The 19754-nt window shown below is 62.2% G+C and carries 8 protein-coding genes; 2 read left to right on the forward strand and 6 right to left on the reverse strand.

Features of this window, described 5'->3' with window-relative positions; translation table 11 throughout:
- Nucleotides 1–15: 15 nt before the first annotated feature.
- Entirely contained in the window at nucleotides 16–1377 is a 1362-nt protein-coding gene (locus tag AC1DOG_RS17715) for a TolC family outer membrane protein (RefSeq protein ID WP_477930055.1), read from the reverse strand.
- A 454-nt stretch (nucleotides 1378–1831) separates the two neighbouring features.
- Here AC1DOG_RS17715 and AC1DOG_RS17720 point away from each other — a divergent pair, with 454 nt between their 5' ends.
- Entirely contained in the window at nucleotides 1832–2455 is a 624-nt protein-coding gene (locus tag AC1DOG_RS17720; RefSeq protein ID WP_477929835.1) for a GGDEF domain-containing protein, read from the forward strand.
- A 551-nt stretch (nucleotides 2456–3006) separates the two neighbouring features.
- Here AC1DOG_RS17720 and AC1DOG_RS17725 read toward each other — a convergent pair.
- The 3 genes from AC1DOG_RS17725 to AC1DOG_RS17735 form a co-directional block, all read right to left on the reverse strand.
- Nucleotides 3007–16185: a T1SS-143 repeat domain-containing protein gene (locus AC1DOG_RS17725; protein ID WP_477929837.1), complete on the reverse strand. Its 13179-nt coding sequence runs from the start codon at nucleotides 16183–16185 to the stop codon at nucleotides 3007–3009.
- A gap of 256 nt (nucleotides 16186–16441) precedes the next feature.
- Nucleotides 16442–17221 (reverse strand): VOC family protein, encoded by a 780-nt coding sequence (locus AC1DOG_RS17730; RefSeq protein ID WP_477929839.1) that lies wholly within the window; start codon nucleotides 17219–17221, stop codon nucleotides 16442–16444.
- 90 nt (nucleotides 17222–17311) lie between these two features.
- On the reverse strand, nucleotides 17312–18040 hold the full coding sequence (locus tag AC1DOG_RS17735) for a DUF899 domain-containing protein (protein WP_477929841.1): 729 nt from the start codon (nucleotides 18038–18040) through the stop codon (nucleotides 17312–17314).
- An 84-nt stretch (nucleotides 18041–18124) separates the two neighbouring features.
- Between AC1DOG_RS17735 and AC1DOG_RS17740 the strand changes: the two genes are divergently transcribed.
- Nucleotides 18125–18571, forward strand: coding sequence for a MarR family winged helix-turn-helix transcriptional regulator (locus tag AC1DOG_RS17740; protein WP_477929843.1), 447 nt, complete (start codon nucleotides 18125–18127; stop codon nucleotides 18569–18571).
- Here the strand turns inward: AC1DOG_RS17740 and AC1DOG_RS17745 are convergent.
- Both AC1DOG_RS17745 and AC1DOG_RS17750 read right to left on the reverse strand, forming a co-directional pair.
- The gene (locus AC1DOG_RS17745) at nucleotides 18568–19326 is read right to left on the reverse strand and encodes an RES family NAD+ phosphorylase (protein WP_477929845.1); all 759 of its coding nucleotides are present in this window, start codon (nucleotides 19324–19326) and stop codon (nucleotides 18568–18570) included. The two genes, AC1DOG_RS17740 and AC1DOG_RS17745, sit on opposite strands and share 4 nt — an antisense overlap.
- On the reverse strand, nucleotides 19286–19669 hold the full coding sequence (locus tag AC1DOG_RS17750; RefSeq protein WP_477929847.1) for an antitoxin Xre/MbcA/ParS toxin-binding domain-containing protein: 384 nt from the start codon (nucleotides 19667–19669) through the stop codon (nucleotides 19286–19288). Before AC1DOG_RS17750 ends, AC1DOG_RS17745 begins: the two co-directional genes overlap by 41 nt.
- Nucleotides 19670–19754 lie beyond the last annotated feature (85 nt).

Consider the following 19754-nt stretch of genomic DNA (forward strand, 5'->3'; position numbering starts at 1 on the left):
ATGGTCACCTGACTACTACTGCTGCCGGATCGGCGCCAGCAGGTCCATAGGCATGCCAGCCTTCTGATGAGAGTCGACTTCGGCATATCCGGGATTCTGAGCGGCCGCTGGAACAGCGAACTCTTCTCGTGCGTAAGGCTTTGCCTGGTCCAGCGGCTTCAGCTTCATGGTCTGAAGCAGATTGCCGGATGCGGCGAGGATCTTGTATTCCGCAAACAGCGAGGCAACGCGGGCCGTATCGGCCAGCACCTTGGTGTTGAAGCGGGTGTTCTGCGCGTCGAGCACGTCGAGCAGCGAGCGCTGGCCGACCTTGAACTGCTCGCGGTAGGAACCGACCAGCTGGTTGTTGATCGACGACTGCTTGGCAAGGATGCCCGACAGTTCGCCGCGGCTGACACGTTCGTTCCAGGCGGAGCTCACCGATTCCTTCACCTCGCGCTGCACCTGGGCGAGCGCGTAACGCTCTTCGCCGGCGCGGCGGATCTGTTCCTGCTCGCGAGCGACATCGATGCCGCCGCGATAAAGGTTCCAGCGGGCGACGACGCGCACCTGGTAATCGTTGGTGTTGCCTTCATCGCCATCGATGTCGTTACCGACGCGGGCCGTACCTTCGAGATTGACCTTCGGCAGGTAGTTGGCGCGCGCGCCGCGAACGCCGGCATCAGCCGCGTCAACATCGGCGTTGGCCGAGAATATGCGCGGGCTGTTCTTGTTGGCGACGAACAGTGCATCGTCGAGCGTCTTCGGGATATACTTGGCGACCGACGGCGGGGTCTGGGCATTGACGATCGGCTGGCCGACGGCCTTCATGAAGCGGATTTTCGTTGCTTCCAGCTCTTCGAGCGCTTCGCGCATGCGGGCCTTGGCGGCCTGCAGACGTTCGCTGCCCTGAAGACGGTCGGCATCGGTGAGCGCGCCGCCCTGGATGCTTTCATTGATATCGCCGACCATCGCCGTGTGGAAGGAGACGTTTTCCTTCGCGGCGGCAACGATCTGGTTTTGCAGCATATATTCCAGATAATCCTGGGTTACTTCGAGCGCCAGCGCTTCGGAGCGCTCGAGGACCCGGAAGGAGGCGCCATCGACGCGCGAAGCCTGCTGATCGACCTGCGACTTGCGCGCGCCGCCATCAAACAGCGTCTGCGTGACCGTGACACCGACATCGCCTGGCGACAGGTAGTCATGGTCGGAGCTCAGCGTGCCCGTCGAGGAATTCGACAACCGGCGACGGCCGATGCCGCTCTCCAGATCAACCGACGGTAAGTATAGCCCGCGCGCCTGACGAAGTTCAAACTCGATTGCTTCTTTGTCTTTCGCAGCCTGAAGTATCTGCGGATTGGTTTTCATCGTCGTTTCGATGGCTTGCTGCAACGACATGGCGTTGGCGTCGACGAAGAACGAGAAATTCAGAGCAACAGTGGCAGACAATGCTGCAATTATGCTTTTGGTTTTAAACAAGACGGATGCCCCTCAACATCTAAATTCACCGAGTGAACCCGTATACCGAACGCTTTCATTCGGCAAACAAGTAACACCTATTTTTCCACATTCCAATTCCGGTACAGGTCTTTCCTGCGGAGACGGTTAATTCCCAAGCATCTCCAGCTAAAGCTAGAATTTTACAGGGTTTTTTAACGCCAACTTTTCCCGTCCGTGATTATCTGCCGTTACTTCCACAGGGACCTGCCCCGCGATGAAATTCCGTCAGAGTTACCAATCCGCAACAAACCTTTCCGCTCTTCGCATCGCCGCGATCGTTTCGATCTGCTTCGCGGCCTGCTCGGTCGGTTTTTTACTTATCTTAAACCTTCTGATGCCGGAGCGACCATTTTTGGTTGGATTCGTCGGAGCCACCGCTATTTCGCTCTTTGTTGCATTTCCGCTGCTGATGATGCTGCAGATCAAGAATAACGAGCTCAGAAAACTGCAGGATGCCGTTAACTATTCTCAGCGGCACGACAGCGTTACCAAGACGCTCAACGGAACAGCCTTCGCGGCCGCCGTCGAACACTATATCGACCGCCGCAAGCGAATCTCTACTGACGCCGGCGGCGTGATGATCGCGGTCGTGATCGACACGCTCGACGCGATCAGCCGCCGCTACGGGCCGCAGTGGGCCGACACCGTGATGCAGTCGCTTGCCGCGATCACCCAGTCGTCGGTGCGCTCCGGCGATCTGGTCGCGCGGCTTGCGACCAACGAGCTCGGCGTGTTCCTGCCCGGCGCGACGATCGAAAACGCCCAGGATGTCGGCATGCGCATCCGCCGCCGCTGCGAACAGGCGGCATTCACCGCCGGCGACGCGCCGCTTTCGCTCGACATCCGTCTCGGCGGCGCGGTCTTCGACGGCCCGACCGACTTCAACCACATCCGCCAGCTGGCCGATGAAATGGCCATGGACCGTGGCGGCGAAGCGGACGACGCTGTGCCGATCTCGCGACTGCCTGCGGCCTGAGGGCTGACGCGGACAAGGTAGCAATCGCGACGTGATCTTGAGGCGCCATCGGGCGCCTCTTTTCGTTTGGAGTGATTGGTGCGTGGATCGCGGTTTCGGCCAGACCGTGGCATGACGGCGGACGCAGGTGTCAATACCGACGAACGCAGGCTTGAGGCTTGAGGCTTGAGGCTTGAGGCTTGAGGCTTGAGGCTTGAGGCTTGAGGCTTGAGGCTTGAGGCTTGAGGCGTATCGCAATCGCCGCGGCTTGCCACAACGGCGAAAACCTGCCGCACCAACAAGATCCGAAGTGCCTCATCAGCCACTGGTATCGCAACGCTTCTCGCCATCCGAAGCGAAACAGTCCACCTGGTTTCATTCGCTATCGACCGATGGCGCAATCAGGCTGGCCGCAACGACCGACCTGCCGACCATGCTCCGTATCTCGATCGCACGGCAATGGGGAGCCGGCCTCCCCTCACCCCGCGCATGCCCCTCAAAACGCGAAAAAGGCGCTCGCGCGCCTTTTCCCTTGTCATGTCAGGCGGAGCATTCCGCCTGTCGGTCACCCCTTAGCCGACATGCGGCGCGGTGGTGGTGTCGTGCTTGTCGTCGAACAGGATCTTGACCGCTTCCGTGGTGTTCTGGAGAACCGCCACGTCGTGCCAGCCGCCATTGGCGTTGACGCTGACCACCGTGTCGGCACCCTGGACCGTCGTCTTGACGCTCGATAGCGCCTCGGCTTCGGTGGCCTGGTGGCCGAGCAGGCTGTCGAGCAGCTTCGACACATCAAGCGTGTCGCCCTCGCCTGCCTTGTAGTCGGTGATCACGTCGGCGATCTTCACATCCGAAAGCGCGTCGGCATCGAGCACGAAGGTATCGGCGCCCGCTCCACCCGTCAGCGTATACATGCCGCCGGCGCCCGAGAGAACGTCGTCGCCATCGCTGCCGATCAGCGAGTAGGCATGGTTGTCGTCGGCACTGCCGAGCGTGGCATCGAAGGCAACCTCGACGAAGTGGCCGGTGGAGCCATCCGTCAGCGTGTAGCTGCCATCGGCCAGGATCGCCTGACCGTTGATGGCGCTGTCGGAAGCATGCGCATCGAGCGACAGGCTGGCGATCTGGTGATCGGCAAGGCTCGAAAGCTCGCCGGCATCGCTGATGCCATTGTGGTTCAGGTCCTGCCAGATGGTGAGCTTCGAGAAGGCCTCGTCATTGGCATCGATCTTGCCATCGTGGTTGCTGTCGAGCGTTGTCAGCGCCTGAAGACCATCGACATAATTGCCGCCGGCAAAGTGCGGCGAGAAGATCTCGCTGCCATTGTCGATCTTGCCGTTGCCATCCACGTCATAAGCCAAGATGCCATCGGTGCCCGCCGTCCAGGCGATCTTGTCCTGGTGACCATCGGCATTGATGTCGAAGGAGACGCCGTGCTCGAGGGTGGTGAGGGCAATGCCGTTGTGGTCGAGGTCGAGGATGATGGGGTCGATACCATTCGGCAACTTCGCGAAATTGTTGGCCGTCAGGCTTCCTACAGCCACGCCCGCAAGTGTCATGACGTGTTCGATGCTGAAGTCGCTCGCAACGAGATTGCCGTTGTTTCCGCTCTCGTTGTTAGTGACCGACATCGAATAGATCGCAGCTCCGGCTGCGCCATAAACGACCACGGTATAGGTCCCGATCCCGATCTTGCCGATGGCTCCCGCCACGGCCTGTTCGACAAGTCCGTTCGCGCCGTCAGCCGTGAAGTCGGTCACGTTCGCGGTAATCGCAATGATCTCCTTGCCGACGACGTTCGCATTGTTCGCGACGTTCGGTGCGAATGCGCCATCCGTAACAACGGCGTCGTCTACCTTGATCACGATTTTATCAACACTGACGTCGAAGTTCGAGACGTTTGCGATGGCATTGTCGCCGCTGCCTACGCTGCCGTGCTTGAACACGATCGTATCGGCGGCGCGATCCAGCCCGAGGTTGATGTCCCAGGTCTTGCCGGTGACGTTGGTCGCATCGATGACGACGCTGCCACCGCCCGAACCGGTATTGATCGTACCGCCGCCCTTGCCGGCAAAGATGTTGTCGACGCCGCTCGTGCCGTTGATCGTCAGGCTTTCCGACTGCCTGGAGACATCGAGCGTGCCGCTGGATGTCATGGTGATGTTTTCGATGCTGGTGATCTGGCTGTCGCTCGTGTTGATGAAACCGCCAGCAACCCTCAGCGTGTCGCCGGTGTTGGAACCGCCGACGAAGTTTTCGATGCCGGAGATCGAGTTGAAACCGGTCGCCGTGCCTGCGGCCAGATCAATGGTGATCGCTTCGGTCGTTCCGGCATAGCTCAGCGTGTCGGAGCCGTTTCCAAGATTGGCTGTCACGATCTCGACACCGCTTACCGTACCGCCTTCGAACTGCGTGATCACGCCGCCGGAGACGATGACATCAAGGGTATCGTTGGAAGAGGTTCCGGTGATCGCTAGCGTATCCGTGCCTGTTCCGCCAACCACGATGTCCTTGCCATCGCCGATGGTGTAGTTGAACGTGTCGTTGCCGGCGCCGCCAAGCAGAACGTCGTCACCCGAATCCCCTTCGATCGTGTCGTTGCCGTCACCACCGTCGATGAAGTCGTCACCCGACCCGCCGTAGAGCGTGTCATTGCCGGCCATGCCATAGATGGCATCATCGCCCGAACCACCGTCGATGGTGTTGCCGTCGCTATTGCCGATCACGACGTCGTGGCCGCCACCGGCAGAGAGCGTCTTGTCAGGAGCATGGGGGTCGATCGTGATCAGATCCCCAAAGTCGCTGTTTGCGTAGGCATAGGAGTTTTTATTGTTGCCGTTGCCGCTGGCATTGTTGGTGACGGTGATCGCCTCGCCGTAGCTGGCGATAGCGTTGAAGGCGACGTAGTTGGTTTGCGTCGCGCCGGTGCTGTCCGTCGCCGTGACCCGGTAGACGTAAAGGCCAGCATCGCCATCGGAATCAAGGAAGATGCCATCCAAGTTCCATTCACGCGGATTGCCAGTGACGGTCACGCCCTTGTTGAGCCAATCGTCGGAGTCGGTCGCAGAAACCTTCTCGAACGCATAGCTGAGCTGACCGCTCCCACCCGAGAACAATGACGATACCGCGAAGTTGATGACGTTCGGCAGATCGCTGTTGTCGGCGAATGCGTAACGACCGGTCGTCGGCACAGACTCCACCACCGAAAGCAACGAGACATCGGTCGCGCCGTCGATCCGGATGTTTACAGTCTGAGACGCTCCGTTCAGCGAGTACACTGTGAAGCTATCGCTCAGATGCTGGCCGTTGTTGAGCGCATTGACCGCGGGGTTGCCGTTGTCGAGCTGGTAGTGCCAATTGCCCTTGTCGTCGATCGTGAAGCTGCCATAGGCGGTCGCCTTGGCATCGGTGACGGGCTTCCAGACGTCGGCAGGGTTGTCGACATCCGTCAACTGGAGATTGCCCGTCGCAACCGGAATACCTGCATTAATGCCGTTCGCTTCCGTGACGGAGCCGTTGACGTCGCCCGTGATGACGGCCGGATCGTCAGTGCCGGTGATGTGGAAGGTCAGCGTCGAGCTGGATTCCGCACCGGAAAGATCCTTCGCCTTGTAGGTGAAGACGTCATCGGCGGTGGCGCCCTGAGCCAGCTTCTGCGCTTCGCCGTTGTTCGGCGAATAGCTGTAGCTGCCATCGGACTTGATGCTGAGATTGCCGTAGGTACCGTGGACGATCAACGCGACGTCGGAGGCGACACTGGCGAAGGTGCCGGCCGTGCCGGGAGCAACCGCGCTCACGACAAGCTTTGCGGTTTCGCCGTTGTCGACGTCGGTGTCGTTGCCAAGCACGCCGGCCGCGCGGTCAAGGGCGGCATACGTGGTGTCCTCGGTGACGTTGACCACATTGGCGACGGCTGTCGGCGCGTCGTTGGTGCCGGTGATGTGGAATGTCAGCGTAGAGCTCGATGTCGCGCCGCTGGGGTCCTTTGCGGTGTAGGTGAAGACGTCATCGGCAGTCGCGCCTTGCGCCAGCTTCTGCGCTTCGCCGTTGTTCGGCGAATAGCTGTAGCTGCCATCGGACTTGATGCTGAGATCGCCGTAGGTGCCATGGATGACCACCGCAGCAACGGAGGTGATGCTGGTCAATGCGGCATTGGACGTGCCTGCACCGACGGCGCTGACCACGAGAGCCGCCTTATCGCCGTTATCGACATCCGTGTCGTTGGCGAGAACTCCCGTCAAGGCAGACGCGGAGGCGGTCGCATCCTCGTTGACGTTGACGACATCGGCGGAGGCAACCGGCGCATCGTTGGTGCCGGTGATGGTGACGAGTACGTCCTTGCTGATCACGCCGCCATGGCCGTCGTCGATCTTGACAGTATACGTCTCGACGTGGGTTTCATTTGCCGCCAGCGCCTGCGCCGAGCTGTTCAGCGTATAGGTCCAGCCGACGCTGCCGCCTTCCGTCGTGGCGGCTTCGGTCACGGCGCCGAGCGTGAAGGTGCCGTAGGTCGGGCCCTGCGGCGCCGTTACGGTCGCGGCATGGGTGTCGATCAGGTCGGCATCGGTGAAGTTGATCGTGCCCGTTGCCGTCGGGCTCGTATCCTCGGTGACCGCTGCCGCGACGTTTCCGGTGATGTCGAAGACCGGCTTATCGTTGGTGCCGACCAGCGTGACGGTGATGTCGCGGGTCGTCATCGTGCCATGGCCGTCATCGACCGTGACGTGGAAGACTTCCGTGCGGGTCTCGCCTTCGGCGAGCTTGTTCAGCGTCGCGTCGTTGACGTGATACTTCCAATCGACCCAGCCGACGCCGTCATTGGCTGTTTCCTCGCCGACGGAAGCGACCAGCGTGCCGAGATAGCCGGTCCCGCCGGCGGTCACCGTCACGCTGTGCTTGTCTCCCTGATCATCATAAATCCAGAAGCCGCCGCCATTATAGCCGGCATGGCCAGCAGGCGCGTCGAACACGGTGCGATCCCCGGTCGAGCCGGCGCGGGCGTCGGTCGCCTGATACTCGGTGATCGTGCCGGTTTCCGGGAATCCCTCGGAGCTTCTGACGGCGTCGTTCGTGCCTGTCACCGTCAGCTGGTAAACAGCCGACTTGCTGTCGCCGTCGCCATCGGTGACGGTGAACGGGATGGTGATCTTGGCGACTTCGCCGGCGCTCAGGCCGTCGAAGCTGTAGCCGGGGTTGATCGTGAAGACGCCGGTCTTCTGATCGTAGCTGTAAGCGGTCTCAGGGAGTGTGATCGTCGTGCCCGATGGCGTGGAGATCGTGACATGCGACTTGTCGAAGTCCACGGACCCCTTTTCGTCGGCGCCGAAATTGAAGTCCGTGCCTGCATGCAGGTTGAACTTGATCTCGCCGCTGTCTTCGACGGTCGTACCGGTGAAGACCGGAACGGCTGCGCCATGCGTCAGGCTGATATTGGCAAGATAGGTGCCGGTGTTGTCATCTGCCTTGCCGACTTCCTTGAAGGTCAGCGTGTTTGCGCCGCCATTGGCCGTCACATCGAAGGTGACTGTCGTCATCTGGCCGGTCACCGGAATGGTGTAGACCTTGTCGTTCCAATGAACCTCGAGCGCCGCCGATTTGTAGTCCGAAGAGCCAACTTCGAAGCTGATCGTGTACTTGTCACCGGCGGTCAGGCCCGTCACGCTCTGCGAGATCGAGACGTTACCCGGCGAGGCACCGAGATCGACCATCGGGTGGCCGTTGGACGAGGCGAGACCGAAGTAGGTTCCGACGATCTTTTCGAGCTGAACGCCGGTCTGGCCGGGAGCGGTGCCCTCGATCTTCCAGCCGGTGGATTCGGTCGCCCATGCGCCCCAGCTTTCGGCGTGCGCCCAGGTGCCGCCGGTGAAGTCGCCGTTGGACAGCAGGTTCACGTTCTGCAGCGGGCCGGTGATGGTCGGCTGGCTGTCGGCCACTGCGACCGAGAACTTCTGATCGACGTAATCGCCGTCGCCGTCATAGACGCGAGCGACGAGGTTGAGCGTCAGCGTGTCGCTGCCCGGCGCGTGGTCGAGGTTCTGGTAAAGCGTTGCCGCGAAGCTGCCTTCGCGAACGACGGCGATGATGAAGACCGGGTTGTCGGCGCTGTCACCGTGCTTGAAGGCAACGATTTCCTGGTCGCCGCCATTGGTCGGACGAACGAGGTAGTCGAGCGCGACGCCGTCGGAGGTCAGGCCGGCATTGATGACGGGCTTGCCATCGGGGCCGAGACCGATCTCGACATGGGTTGCCTTGTTGTCGGCGCCGAGATTGACGTGCAGCGAACCGGCATCGACAGACACGAACGGCAGGCCGCTTTCGGCGAGGTGGCCGGTGTCTGCAGGCGCCGCGATGACGGGCTTGTCGTCGTTGATGCGGGTGGAGAGCGTCAGGTTGACGCTGTCGCCGTCACCATCGGTAGCGACAACGGTGAAGTTCAGCGACTGGCCTTCGCCACGGCCGGAGTCGCCCGGCTGGTGGTCGATATTGCCAAGCAGCGTGACCTTCCAGCCGGCGTCGCCCTGGTTGAGAACGGCGCGCAGGATGACTTCGCCGCTTGCGGTGCGGCCTTCGATCGTGTGCGCGTCGGCCGAGAGGCTGAAGAAGACGGTGCGACCATCGGAGGTGAGCCCGCTATCGGCGGTCCCGCCGCCGGCAATCAGCGAACCGCTCTTGCCGTTCGGAACATCGAACTTGCCGGAGAAGGCCGTGGAGCCGAAGCCGTCTGCGCCGAAGTTGACCAACAGGTTACCGGTCGCGACGTTGTCGTGGCCGGCATTGGTGCCTGCCGGCTGGCCACCGGCTGCCACGATGCCGCTTTCATCAACGCCGGCGTTGGATACGCCCGGCGCGATACCGGTGGGGTTGGATACGACCGGCTTGTCGTCGGCGACAGCCACCGCAAAGTGGCTCGAAGCCGGATCGCCATCGGCGTCGGTCGCGGTGAAGGCGAACTGCAGGCCGCCCTGCGGCACCGATTGATGATCGAGCGTGTCGAGAAGCGTGAGCTTGTATTCTCCCGTCACCTTCGACAGCTCCACCGTGAAGATGGTGCGGCCATCGGCGGAGATCGCCGTCAGAACCGTGTTGTTGGCGGAGAGCGTGTAGTGGATCGCATCGCCGTTCGAGGTCAGGCCCGTCGGCTGCTGGGTATCGAAGGTGACGCCGCGCAGGTCGACATTGTTGTCAGCACCCCAGCTGATGCCGAGCGAGCCGGTCGCGACCGACGGCGTGAACTGGCGCAGCTCGACGTCATCGATGAGGATCTGGTTGCCAGTGCCGCTCGTCTGGGTGATTTCAACGCGCAGCTGCCAGCCGGCATAGTCACTGCCGATGACGGGCGAGTTCAGGTCGATCGAACCCCACTTGCCGTCGGCCGGTTCCGTCAGGCTGATCTGCGAGAGCACGACCGTCTGGTTGCCATTGGTGGCGATCAGCTTGGCGATGCCGCCGCCAAAATCCTGGTCGGCGCGGTTGCCGACGTCGAAGTGCAGCGAGTAGACTTGGCCCGTGGCGAGCGTCGTGCCGGTGTCCCTGGCAAGCGTTGCACCTTCGCGCAGCCAGACGACGTTGCCGCCATCGTGACCTTCAGCCGAAACGATCGATGTTGCCGGTGCGAACAGGCCGCCGACGCCGCCGGTGATGGTCCAGCCGGTCGGGGCGCTGTAGCTGTAGTTGCCTCTGCCGTCTTCGACCACGCCGTTCTGGCCGGTCGCAAGGCTGTTCTGCTCGAAGGTGCCGTTGGCAAGGATCTGCGAGGAGCCGACTTCGGCGGCGTGGCCGAGCGTCGGAGACACGATGGTCGGGGTGTCGTCATTGACGCTGATCGTCAGCTTGCCGCCAGCAACATCGCCATCGCCGTCCTTCACATTATAGCTGATCTCGAAGGTCTGGTTGTTTTCGTCGGAACCCGCAGCGTGCTGGATCGCATGGTTCTGCGTCACCGTGTACTTGCCCGACGTCGTGTCTTCGAGCGTGACGGTGAGAACCGTGACGGCGCTGCCGTGCTGGATCTGCGAGATGACAAGCGTCTTGCCGTCGCTCGACAGGGACTGCGAGAAAGCGCCTTCGGTCGAAGCTGTCGTCGCAAGGCCGGCGCCGGTCAGGAGCAGCGAGCCGGCGCCATCTGCGCCGTAGGAGTGCGCCAGGATACCCTTGACGTTTGCAGCGTCGACATCGTCGCCCGTCCCGCCAGCATTGCCGCCGTTCAGGGCGTCGTCGTCGAGCTTGACGACGTCATTGGCTGCTACCGTCGGTGTGTCGTCGTTGACGCGGATCGTGATCTGGCCGGTTGCCTTGTCGGAATCGCCGTCAGTGACGATATAGCTGAGCTTGAAGTCGAGATTGTCTTCGATACCGGGATTGGAGCCGCGGTGGTCGATCGGGGCTTTCTGCTCGACCGAATAGGCGCCCGTCGTGGTGTTGGTGATGGTTGCAACCAGAACAACAACGGGTGTGGTGCCCTGCATCTGCGTCACGGTCAGGACCTTGCCATCAGTCGACGTCGTGGTCGTGAAGCCCGAGGGAAGATCAATCCTGGCGATGCTGCTTGCCCAAAGAACAGAGCCCGCGCCGTCGGCGCCATAGGAGTGCGCCAGGATGCCGGTGACGTTTACAGCATTTTCCGTGTCGCCGTTGCCGCCGGGGTTGCCGCCCGGGAAGGTGTCGTCATCGAGAACGACCATCGCGTTCGCAGACACCGTCGGCGTGTCGTCGTTGACGATGATGGACAGCGTGCCGTTGGCAGGATCGCCATCGCCGTCCTTCACCTGGTAGTTGATGGTGAATGTCGCATTGTTTTCGTCATTGCCGGCCGCATGCATGACAGCATGGTTCTGAACGACCGTGTAGCTGCCTGATGTGGTGTCGCTGAGCGTGACGGTCAGGACGGCGACCTTTTCGCCGTGCTGGATCTGCGAAATGACGAGCGTCTTGCCGCCGTTGGTGATTGACTGCGAGTAGTTGCCCTCTCCAGAAGCCGTGGTGCCGTAGCCGGCGCCCGTCAGCAGGACCGAACCGGCGCCGTCCGCACCGTAGGAATGAGCCAGCGTACCGGTGACGTTCTGTGCGTTCACGTCATCGCCGACGCCGTCAGGATTGCCGCCGGACAGCGCATCGTCGTCGAGCTTGACGGTGGCGTTTTCGGAGACGGTCGGCGTGTCGTCGTCGACGTTGATCGTCAGCGTGCCGTTTGCCGCGTCTCCATCGTCGTCTTTCACCTGGTAGTTGACGGTGAAGGTTGCATTATTTTCATCGTTGCCGGTTGCGTGCTGGACCGGGTTGTTCTGCACCACCGTATATTTGCCCGACGTCGTGTCGTCGAGCGTGATGGTCAGAACTTTCACGGAATGACCATCCTGGACCTGGAAGATCGCCAGGACCTTGCCGTTCTGGCTCAGCGACTGCGAGTAGCTGCCCTCGCCAGAGTTGCGGCCCTCGAAAGTGGCCCCCGTCAGCAGCGTCGAGCCGGCGCCGTCTGCACCATAGGAATGGGCCAGCGTACCGGTAACATTCTGCGAATTGACATCATCGCCCGTACCGCCGGCGTTACCGCCAGCCAGCGCGTCGTCGTCGAGCCTGACCGTGGGGTTGTTCGAAACCGTCGGTGTGTCGTCGTCGACGTTGATCGTCAGCGTGCCGTTTGCCGTGTCGCCGTCGCCGTCCTTCACCTGGTAGGTGACGGTGAAGATCTCGTTGTTTTCATTGCGGCCGCTGTCGTGCATGACCGGGTTGTTCTGCACGACCGTGTATTTGCCCGACGTCGTATCGTCGAGCATGATGGTCAGGACGGCCACCGAGGCGCCGTGCTGGATCTGCGAGATGACGAGCGTCTTGCCGTCGGCGCTGACCGACTGCGAATAGTTGCCCTCTCCACGAACCGACGTGCCGAAACCGGCGCCCGTCAGCAGGAGCGAGCCGACACCATCGGCGCCATAGGAGTGAGCCAACGTGCCGGTGACGTTGACGGCATTGGCATCGTCGCCGTTGCCGCCGGGGTTACCGCCCGGGAGTGCATCGTCGTCGAGCTGTACCGTGTTGTTGGATGAAACGATCGGGCTGTCATCGATGACGCCGATCGTGAAGTTGGTGGTGATCTTGTCGCCGTCGCTGTCGCGGACGATGGCGTTGAAGGAGAGCGAGAGGACATCTTCATTGCCCGCACCCGATGCCTTGACCGGATGGTCGAGCGTGCCTGACAGGACGAAGTTGTAGCCACCGCTACCCGTATCTGAGAGCGAGACAGTGAAGACCACGTCCTTGCCGGCATAGGCGGTTAGCACCGTTCCATTGGCCGACAGTGTATAGGTCAGATGCTCGCCGCCGGAGGTCAGGTTGGCGGGTGAGATCGTCTGGTTGCCGCTCTTGATCGAGAAAATCGCGGCCGCTTCGCTGTTCGTCAGATCCGTCGAGCCGACGACCGTACCGAAGACCACGGAGCGATCGCCGAGACCGCCGACGCCGCCATTGATCACGGCGTTGGCGCTGTCGGAGCCCCAGAAGATGTTGAGCGATCCACCAGCCGAATTGCCGGTGACGTCAACGTGGTGGCCGAAGAACTCGTAATCGCCATCAACGCCGGGCGAGGTATCCTCGTTGCCGCCCTTCAGCGCTTCTTCCTCTACGTAGCGGGTGATGATCTGGCCAATCGCCACCGGCACGTCGTCGACCACGGAGATCGAGAAATCGACATTCTTCGGGTCGCCGTCGGAATCGGTCGCAACCGTGTGGAAGGTTAGCTTCAGCGCGTCGTCGCCCTGAACGTTCTGGTCGAGCGAGCCCTGTAGCTCGAAATTATACTTGCCTGTGCCGTCATCGCTGATGGTGACGGTGAAGATGGTTTCGCCGTGGGCGGTTGCGACCAGCTTGGTGCCGCCATCGGTCAGGCGGTAGCTCAGCGCCTGCCCCTCGGAGGTGAGCGCAATCGCATTGCCGAGGCTGTCGACGGCCGAGACGACGCCTGCGTGGCTTTCGGCACCCGTCGTTGGGAAGACCAGCGAGCGGCCGGCACCATCATTGGCGCCCGGCTTGTCGTAGTTGTCCGCGCCCCAGGAAATGTTGAGATTGCCGGATACCTTGGTGGATTCCGGCCATGCATCGTTGCCGCCACGCAGGTCGTCTTCGTTGACGCTGGCGCTGTCGGACTTGGTCCAAGAGATAACGTCGTCCTTGACGTTGATGGTCAGCGAGCCATTGGCGGTGTCGCCGTCGCCATCCGTGACGCGGTAGCCGATCGTGAACGACTGGTCGGCCTCGCCGTTGCCGGCAGCATGCTGGACGGGGGCCAGCTGGGTGACGGTATACTTGCCGGAAGTCGTGTCTTCGAGCGCGACGCTCAGAACGTTGACCACCGTGCCGTGCTGGATCTGCGAAATCACGATGCGGCTGCCGTCTTCCGAGACCGTCTGGAAGAACGAACCCTCGCCGGAGGCCGACGCGGCGAAGCCTGCCGTCGTCAGGACGAGTGAGCCGACGCCGTCGGCACCGTAGGAGTGGCCGAGCGTGCCTGTGGTGTTGGCGATGGTAGGTTCGCCGTTGCCCTTGAAGGCGCCGTCGTCAAGCTGCACGGCGCCGTTCGCGGAGACGATCGGGCTGTCGTCGATGACGCCGATGGTGAAATGCGTGGTGATCTGGTCGCCATCGGCATCGCGCACGACGGCGTTGAAGGCGAGCGAGAGGACGTCCTCATTGCGGGCGCCCGATGCCGTGACCGGGTGATCAAGGACGCCAGACAGTACGAAGCTGTAGCCACCGGCACCGGTGTCGGTCAGCGTTACGGTGAAGATGGTCTTTTCGCCGGCGCTGGCGGTCAGAACCGTACCGTTCTCCGACAGCGTGTAGGTAAGCGTCTCGCCGCCAGACTTCAGGCTGCCGAGATCGAGCGTCGTTTCGCCGCTCTTGACCGTAAAGAGAGCCGAGGCCTCTTCCGTGGTCAGAACCTTCGAGCCATCGACCGCATCAAAAACAACCGAACGGTCGCCGAGACCGCCGACGCCGCCGTTGGCGACGGCGTTGCCGTTGTCGGAGCCCCAGGAGATGTGGAGCGAACCGCTCGTCTCGTTGGTCGTCGGGTTGAGGTGGCCGCGACCCGGATAATAGCCATCGGCATCCGGCGAGCCACGACCGGGACGGTCGTCCTCGTTGCCGCCGGCGAGTTCTTCTTCTTCGACATAGTGCGTGCGGATCTGGCCGAGCGCGGTGGGAACGTCGTCGGTAACCGAAACGGTGAAGTCGACGTTAGCCGGATCGCCGTCGGAATCGGTCGCGACGACATGGAAGCCGATGCCGAGGCTGTCCTGGCCGGCGGCCGGATGATCCAGCGGGCCCTGCAGGGTGAAGGTGTAGCTGCCGGTGCCATCGTCGTTGAGGCTGACCGTGAAGATGGTTTCCTTGCCTGCGCTTGCAGTCAGCGTGGTGCCGTCTTCCGACAGGGCGTAGGTTAGCGCGACGCCGTTCGACGTTAGCGGCAGGGCCGAGGTGACCGCGGATTCAGTCGAGGCGAAGACGAGCGAGCGGCCGACGCCATCATTGGCACCTTCGACGTCGTAGTTGTCGGCGCCCCAGGAGATGTGAAGATCGCCGGAAGCAGTCGTGGATGACGAGGAGACGGCCTCGCGCAGCGGAACCGGCGTTTCGCCGCCGTTGCCGAGATTGTGCTCGTTGACTGTCGTATTGCTGTCTTCGGAAGGGCTCCAGGCGATGACGTCGTCCTTGACGTTCAGTGTCAGTGTGCCGTTTGCCGCGTCGCCGTCCTTGTCCTTGACCTGGTACCCGATAGTGAAGGCCTGGGTGTTTTCGCCCTGGCCGAGCGCGTGCTGGATCGCGGCGTTCTGGACGATGGTGTAGATGCCGGAGGTGGTATCGCTCAGCGTGACGGTCAGAACGGTGACGTTCGTACCATGCTGGACCTGCGAGATCACGATGCTGCGGCCGTCGGCGCCCACAGTCTGGAAGAAGGAGCCTTCACCGGCAGCTGTGTTGGCGAGACCGGCGCCCGTCAGCAGAACGGAGCCGATACCATCGGCGCCAGAGAGAAAGCCGAGCGTGCCAGTGGTGTTCAAGAGCGTGGCTTCGCCGTTGCCACCAGGCAGCGAGCTGTCGTCGAGCAGAACCACGGCGTTGGCAAGCGCAGTCGGCACATCGTCGTTCAGATCGGGCGTGCGCTCGGGCGTCGCGTCCGCCTGCTGCGTATCCGCCAGCAGCGAAGCGAGCTGCGTCGGGTCGCCGGCGTTGCCCTGGATCGAGTCCTGGAAGTTGGCGCCGGAGCTCGAGGGCGAGGAGCTGGCGGAATAGGAGCCATCGGGGCCGGCGGCGACGTTGATGTTGCTCTGCTCGAGCGCGGCGATCACGGCCTGCTGGGGAAGCTCGACTTCGCCGAGCAGGAAGGTCGGGACGTGGAGCGCGCCGTTGATGATGACGATCTCGGTGCCATCGGCCTGGACGAGGACGAGGTCGTTGCCGCGGACGTGGATATCGTCGATGGCGGTGCCGGCCGGCAGATGGGCGATGTTGTTCTGATCCGGGACAACCTGGCCTGCCGGTGCGGCTGCAGCGGTCTCCTGGGCTGCGGGCAAGCGGCCGGTCGTTTCAGTCGACTGGGCACCCTGCTGGTCGCTCGGCTGAGTGGTTCCGGCCTGTGCGACCTCGACGCCATCACGGGCGGAAGTCTGCAGGCGGGCGTCCTGATGAATATCGGAGATCAAGTCATGCGATGCGTTTTCATTTTCAACGGCAGAGATGCGAGAATCTTCGATAGACATACAAAATACCCCAATGAGAAACTGAGGCCAAATAATTCCGCCGAAGATACAAAAGCAATACTGCCCTATAGGCGCCGATATAGCCGGTTATGCATCCACCCAGAAATGTTTAAGAACGGTTAACCGCAAAACCGCTTAGTCGGTAAAATTATAATAAAAATAGAACGATAGAGGCTATTCGGCCACAGCAAAGCGGCCCCGTTTCCGGGGCCGATTCGAGCGTGTTTCAGCTGCTTGCAAGTGGGCTTGCGAGGCCTCAGCGGGCCGGCGCCACGAGGCAGAAGAAGGCGCCCTGCGGGTCGATCGCCTGTATCACCCAGCTGCCGCCGGGCACCTCCATCGGACCGTTGACGACCTGGCCGCCGCCGGCCTTGACCCGCTCGATGGCGGAATCGATGGCGGGCACGTTGAAGTAATAGGCCCAGGCCGGCATCGGCACATTCTCAGGCTTCGTCATCATGCCGCCGACAGGCGTGCCGTGTTCGGCGAAGATGCGGTAGACGCCCATCGGGCCCATGTCGAAATCATGGTCCTTGGTCCAGCCGAAGAGCTTTTCGTAGAAGGTGAAGGCCTCACCGCCATCGCCGGCGTAGAGTTCGCTCCAGCCGAGCGTGCCGGGGGCGCCCATCGCCGGCTCGGGCGGCGGGCTTTCCATCGGCGCCGGCGTCATGATGCAGATCACGGCGCCATGCGGGTCGGCAACCACGGCGAAGCGGCCGATCTCTGGGATATCCTCCGGCGGACGACGGACGGAGCCGCCATTGGCGGCGAAATCCCGGGCACTCCGGTCGACATCGTCGACGGCGACATAGCCGGTCCAGTTCGGCGGGATGCCCGTGCCTTCGAGCTCGGCGGGAAAGACCATCATGCCGGCGCGGCCGACGCCATCGGCCTCGAAGATATTATAGGGCGGCATGCCGGGGACGGTCATTTCGCTCGCCGTCCAGCCGACGACCTTCGTGTAGAAATCCTTGGCGCCCTTGGTATCGGGCGTCATCAATTCGCACCAGATGAACTTGCCGTGGGTCTCCGACATCGTGATCTCCCTTTCACGTTCTTCGTTGCGTCGACGTGGGCGCTGATGATCTCAGGCGCCCATGATCTCGGGTACTGATGATCTCAGGCGTCAGTGGCAGCAGGATGACGTCTTGGGCGCCTCAGCATACTCGTCGTGGCGCTTGACGAAGTTCATCGTCGAATCCTCGTTGCGGCCCTTCGGCGCCCGGTCGAGGATCATCAGAGTGCCGATCAGCTCTTCCGGGCCGCGGGCATAGCTGGAGTAGGTGTGGAAGATCTCGCCCTTCTCATTTCTGTAGAAGGCGCTCAATCCCGGCAGTTCGTCATTGGCGTCTTCCGGCGGGATCGAAGTAAAGTTGTAGAATACCTTGTCCTTGCCGAGATCTTCCGGGCTGAACGACACGTGATAGTCGAAGTTGAAGTCGCTCGATGCCGAGGATACCCAGGGGAACTTCCAGCCCATCCTGGTCTTGTAGGCTTCGATCTTGGCGACGGGGGCGCGGGAAACGGCGACCCAGCTGACATCGTGGTTGTTCAGATGCGGCAGCGCGCCATCGACATGGTCGGACAGGAACGAGCAGCCGGGGCATCCGGCTTCCCAATCGGGACCGAGCATGAAATGGTAGATGATCAGCTGGCTGCGGCCATCGAAGAGCTCGCTGAGCGATCTCTTGCCATCGGGCGTGTCGAAGGCATAGTCCTTCTCGACCTTGACCCAGGGAAGCGCCATGCGCTCGGCATTGACCTTGTCCCTCAGATGCGTGGCTTCCTTCTCCTTGAGAAGCAGCGCGCGGCGGGCTTCGAGCCATTCTTCGCGGGAAACGACTTGGTTCTGCATCGTGTGCGCCCTCCTCCGGCGCGACCGAGACGGTCCATTTTCGTTCTTCTTGACTACATATATTGATATCAATAGAAATTAGACATGTCAAACGCTACCGAGATTCCTTTCGCGACGACGCTTCTGGTGCGCGACACGTGCCTGTGCCTGCATGCGCAACGGGCCGCCAGGGCCTTGGCGCGGCTGTTCGACGATGCGCTGAGGCCGGCGGGGCTGACCAATGGGCAATTCTCGCTGATGATGTCGCTGAACCGGCCGGAGCCGCCGCCCATGGGGCCAGTCGCCAAGCTGCTCGCCATGGACCAGACGACGCTGACGGCGGCGCTGAAGCCGCTACAGCGGCGCGGCTGGGTCGAGGTCTTTCCGAACCCGAGGGACAAGCGTGGACGGCTGCTGCGGCTGACGCCCGAGGGTATGCGCGTGCTGGCCGCCGCGCTGCCGATCTGGGAAAGCACGCATGCGGCGCTGGAACAGACGTTGCCCGAGGGCAATGCCGAGCGACTGCGGCAGGATCTTCAGGCGCTGGCCTAGCTCCGCGCCGCGATGCGCGGGTCACCGCCGAAATCGGCGCGGGTAAAGCCAATTCTTGCCTTCGGAAATTCGCAGAGCGCCTGGACGCCGGTTGCGGAAAGGCGCAGGCGCCATGTCTGGCGCTCGACGGGATCGCGCGCGGCGAAGGCCGAGGCGGTGAGCAGCGCGATGTTGCGGCGATGGCCGGGATCGCGCACCGATGCGTAGAGGATCGCCTGACAATCGGCCTCACGGGCGGCATCGGCCAGCGCCTGGCAGGGCTCGTAGCTTACAGGATTGCTCCATATCGCATGGTCGCGGTCGAGCGGCGGCGTGGTGAGGTCGATCGCGCGCGGTGTCTCGATGGCCGCGGCAAAGGCGGTGTATTCGGCGGCGTTGGCGGGAAGCGGCGTATCGGGGGAATCGACGAAGAACAGCAGCCGGTAGAAGGCCATCTCCGATATCGCGGTCTCGACTGCTTCCGATGCGTAGTAGACGCCGAGCGTGCGCCCTGCCCGGCGGAAGCGCGAGCCGTGGGGATAGATGGCGCCATAACGGAAGGGTGTCGCCAGGAGATAGTCGAGGCCCTTGCATTCCGGCGGCAGGACCGGCTTGCTTTCTTCCAGCAGCGTTTCGAGCAGGGCCTGCTCTTCCAGCGTGTCGACGATCTTCAAGGTCGAGATCTGATGCTGCGCCTCCACCAATCGCCAGAAACGGCTGGCGACGGGTCGCGCTTCAGACGATAGCGCGGCGGGCGTCCAGGTAGGCGAGGACATCGGTCAATCCTGATATGCTGACGATCTTTTCGAGCGGCGTGGCGCCGAGCGCGGTGTTGGCGTTGCGCAGCCATGAGCGCGCAACCGCCTCGTCACCGCCGACGATGGCATCGAGCGAGCGGAACAGGCGTACGAGCAGGATGGCGAGTTCAAAGGATTTCGAGCCGCGCTCAAGCAGGTAGTCCTGCCGCTTCATGCGCGAAACGGTGGCTTCCGACAGGCCAAGCACTGATGACAGCGTGCGGGCGCTGATGCCGAGGCGCTCGGCGGCGGCAACGGCGGCCTTGGTGATGACGACGGCTTCCTGGGGATGCGTGCCTTGTAGCGAATGGGCGATGGCCATGGTGGAGTCCTTTCCCTGGAAACAATATAGCGACTTTATTTCTAATGGAAAGATGATTGGCGGGAATTCCGCCCGAAAAGAAAAC

This window comes from Rhizobium sp. 01N48, from assembly GCF_056399145.1.

Bases quoted from the DNA above. Each gene is read 5' to 3' on its own strand.
- AC1DOG_RS17715 (WP_477930055.1), bottom strand. From the start codon at position 1,377: ATGTCGTTGCAGCAAGCCATCGAAACGACGATGAAAACCAATCCGCAG.
- AC1DOG_RS17725 (WP_477929837.1), bottom strand. From the start codon at position 16,185: ATGTCTATCGAAGATTCTCGCATCTCTGCCGTTGAAAATGAAAACGCA.
- AC1DOG_RS17730 (WP_477929839.1), bottom strand. From the start codon at position 17,221: ATGTCGGAGACCCACGGCAAGTTCATCTGGTGCGAATTGATGACGCCC.
- AC1DOG_RS17735 (WP_477929841.1), bottom strand. From the start codon at position 18,040: ATGCAGAACCAAGTCGTTTCCCGCGAAGAATGGCTCGAAGCCCGCCGC.
- AC1DOG_RS17740 (WP_477929843.1), top strand. From the start codon at position 18,125: ATGTCAAACGCTACCGAGATTCCTTTCGCGACGACGCTTCTGGTGCGC.
- AC1DOG_RS17745 (WP_477929845.1), bottom strand. From the start codon at position 19,326: ATGTCCTCGCCTACCTGGACGCCCGCCGCGCTATCGTCTGAAGCGCGA.
- AC1DOG_RS17750 (WP_477929847.1), bottom strand. From the start codon at position 19,669: ATGGCCATCGCCCATTCGCTACAAGGCACGCATCCCCAGGAAGCCGTC.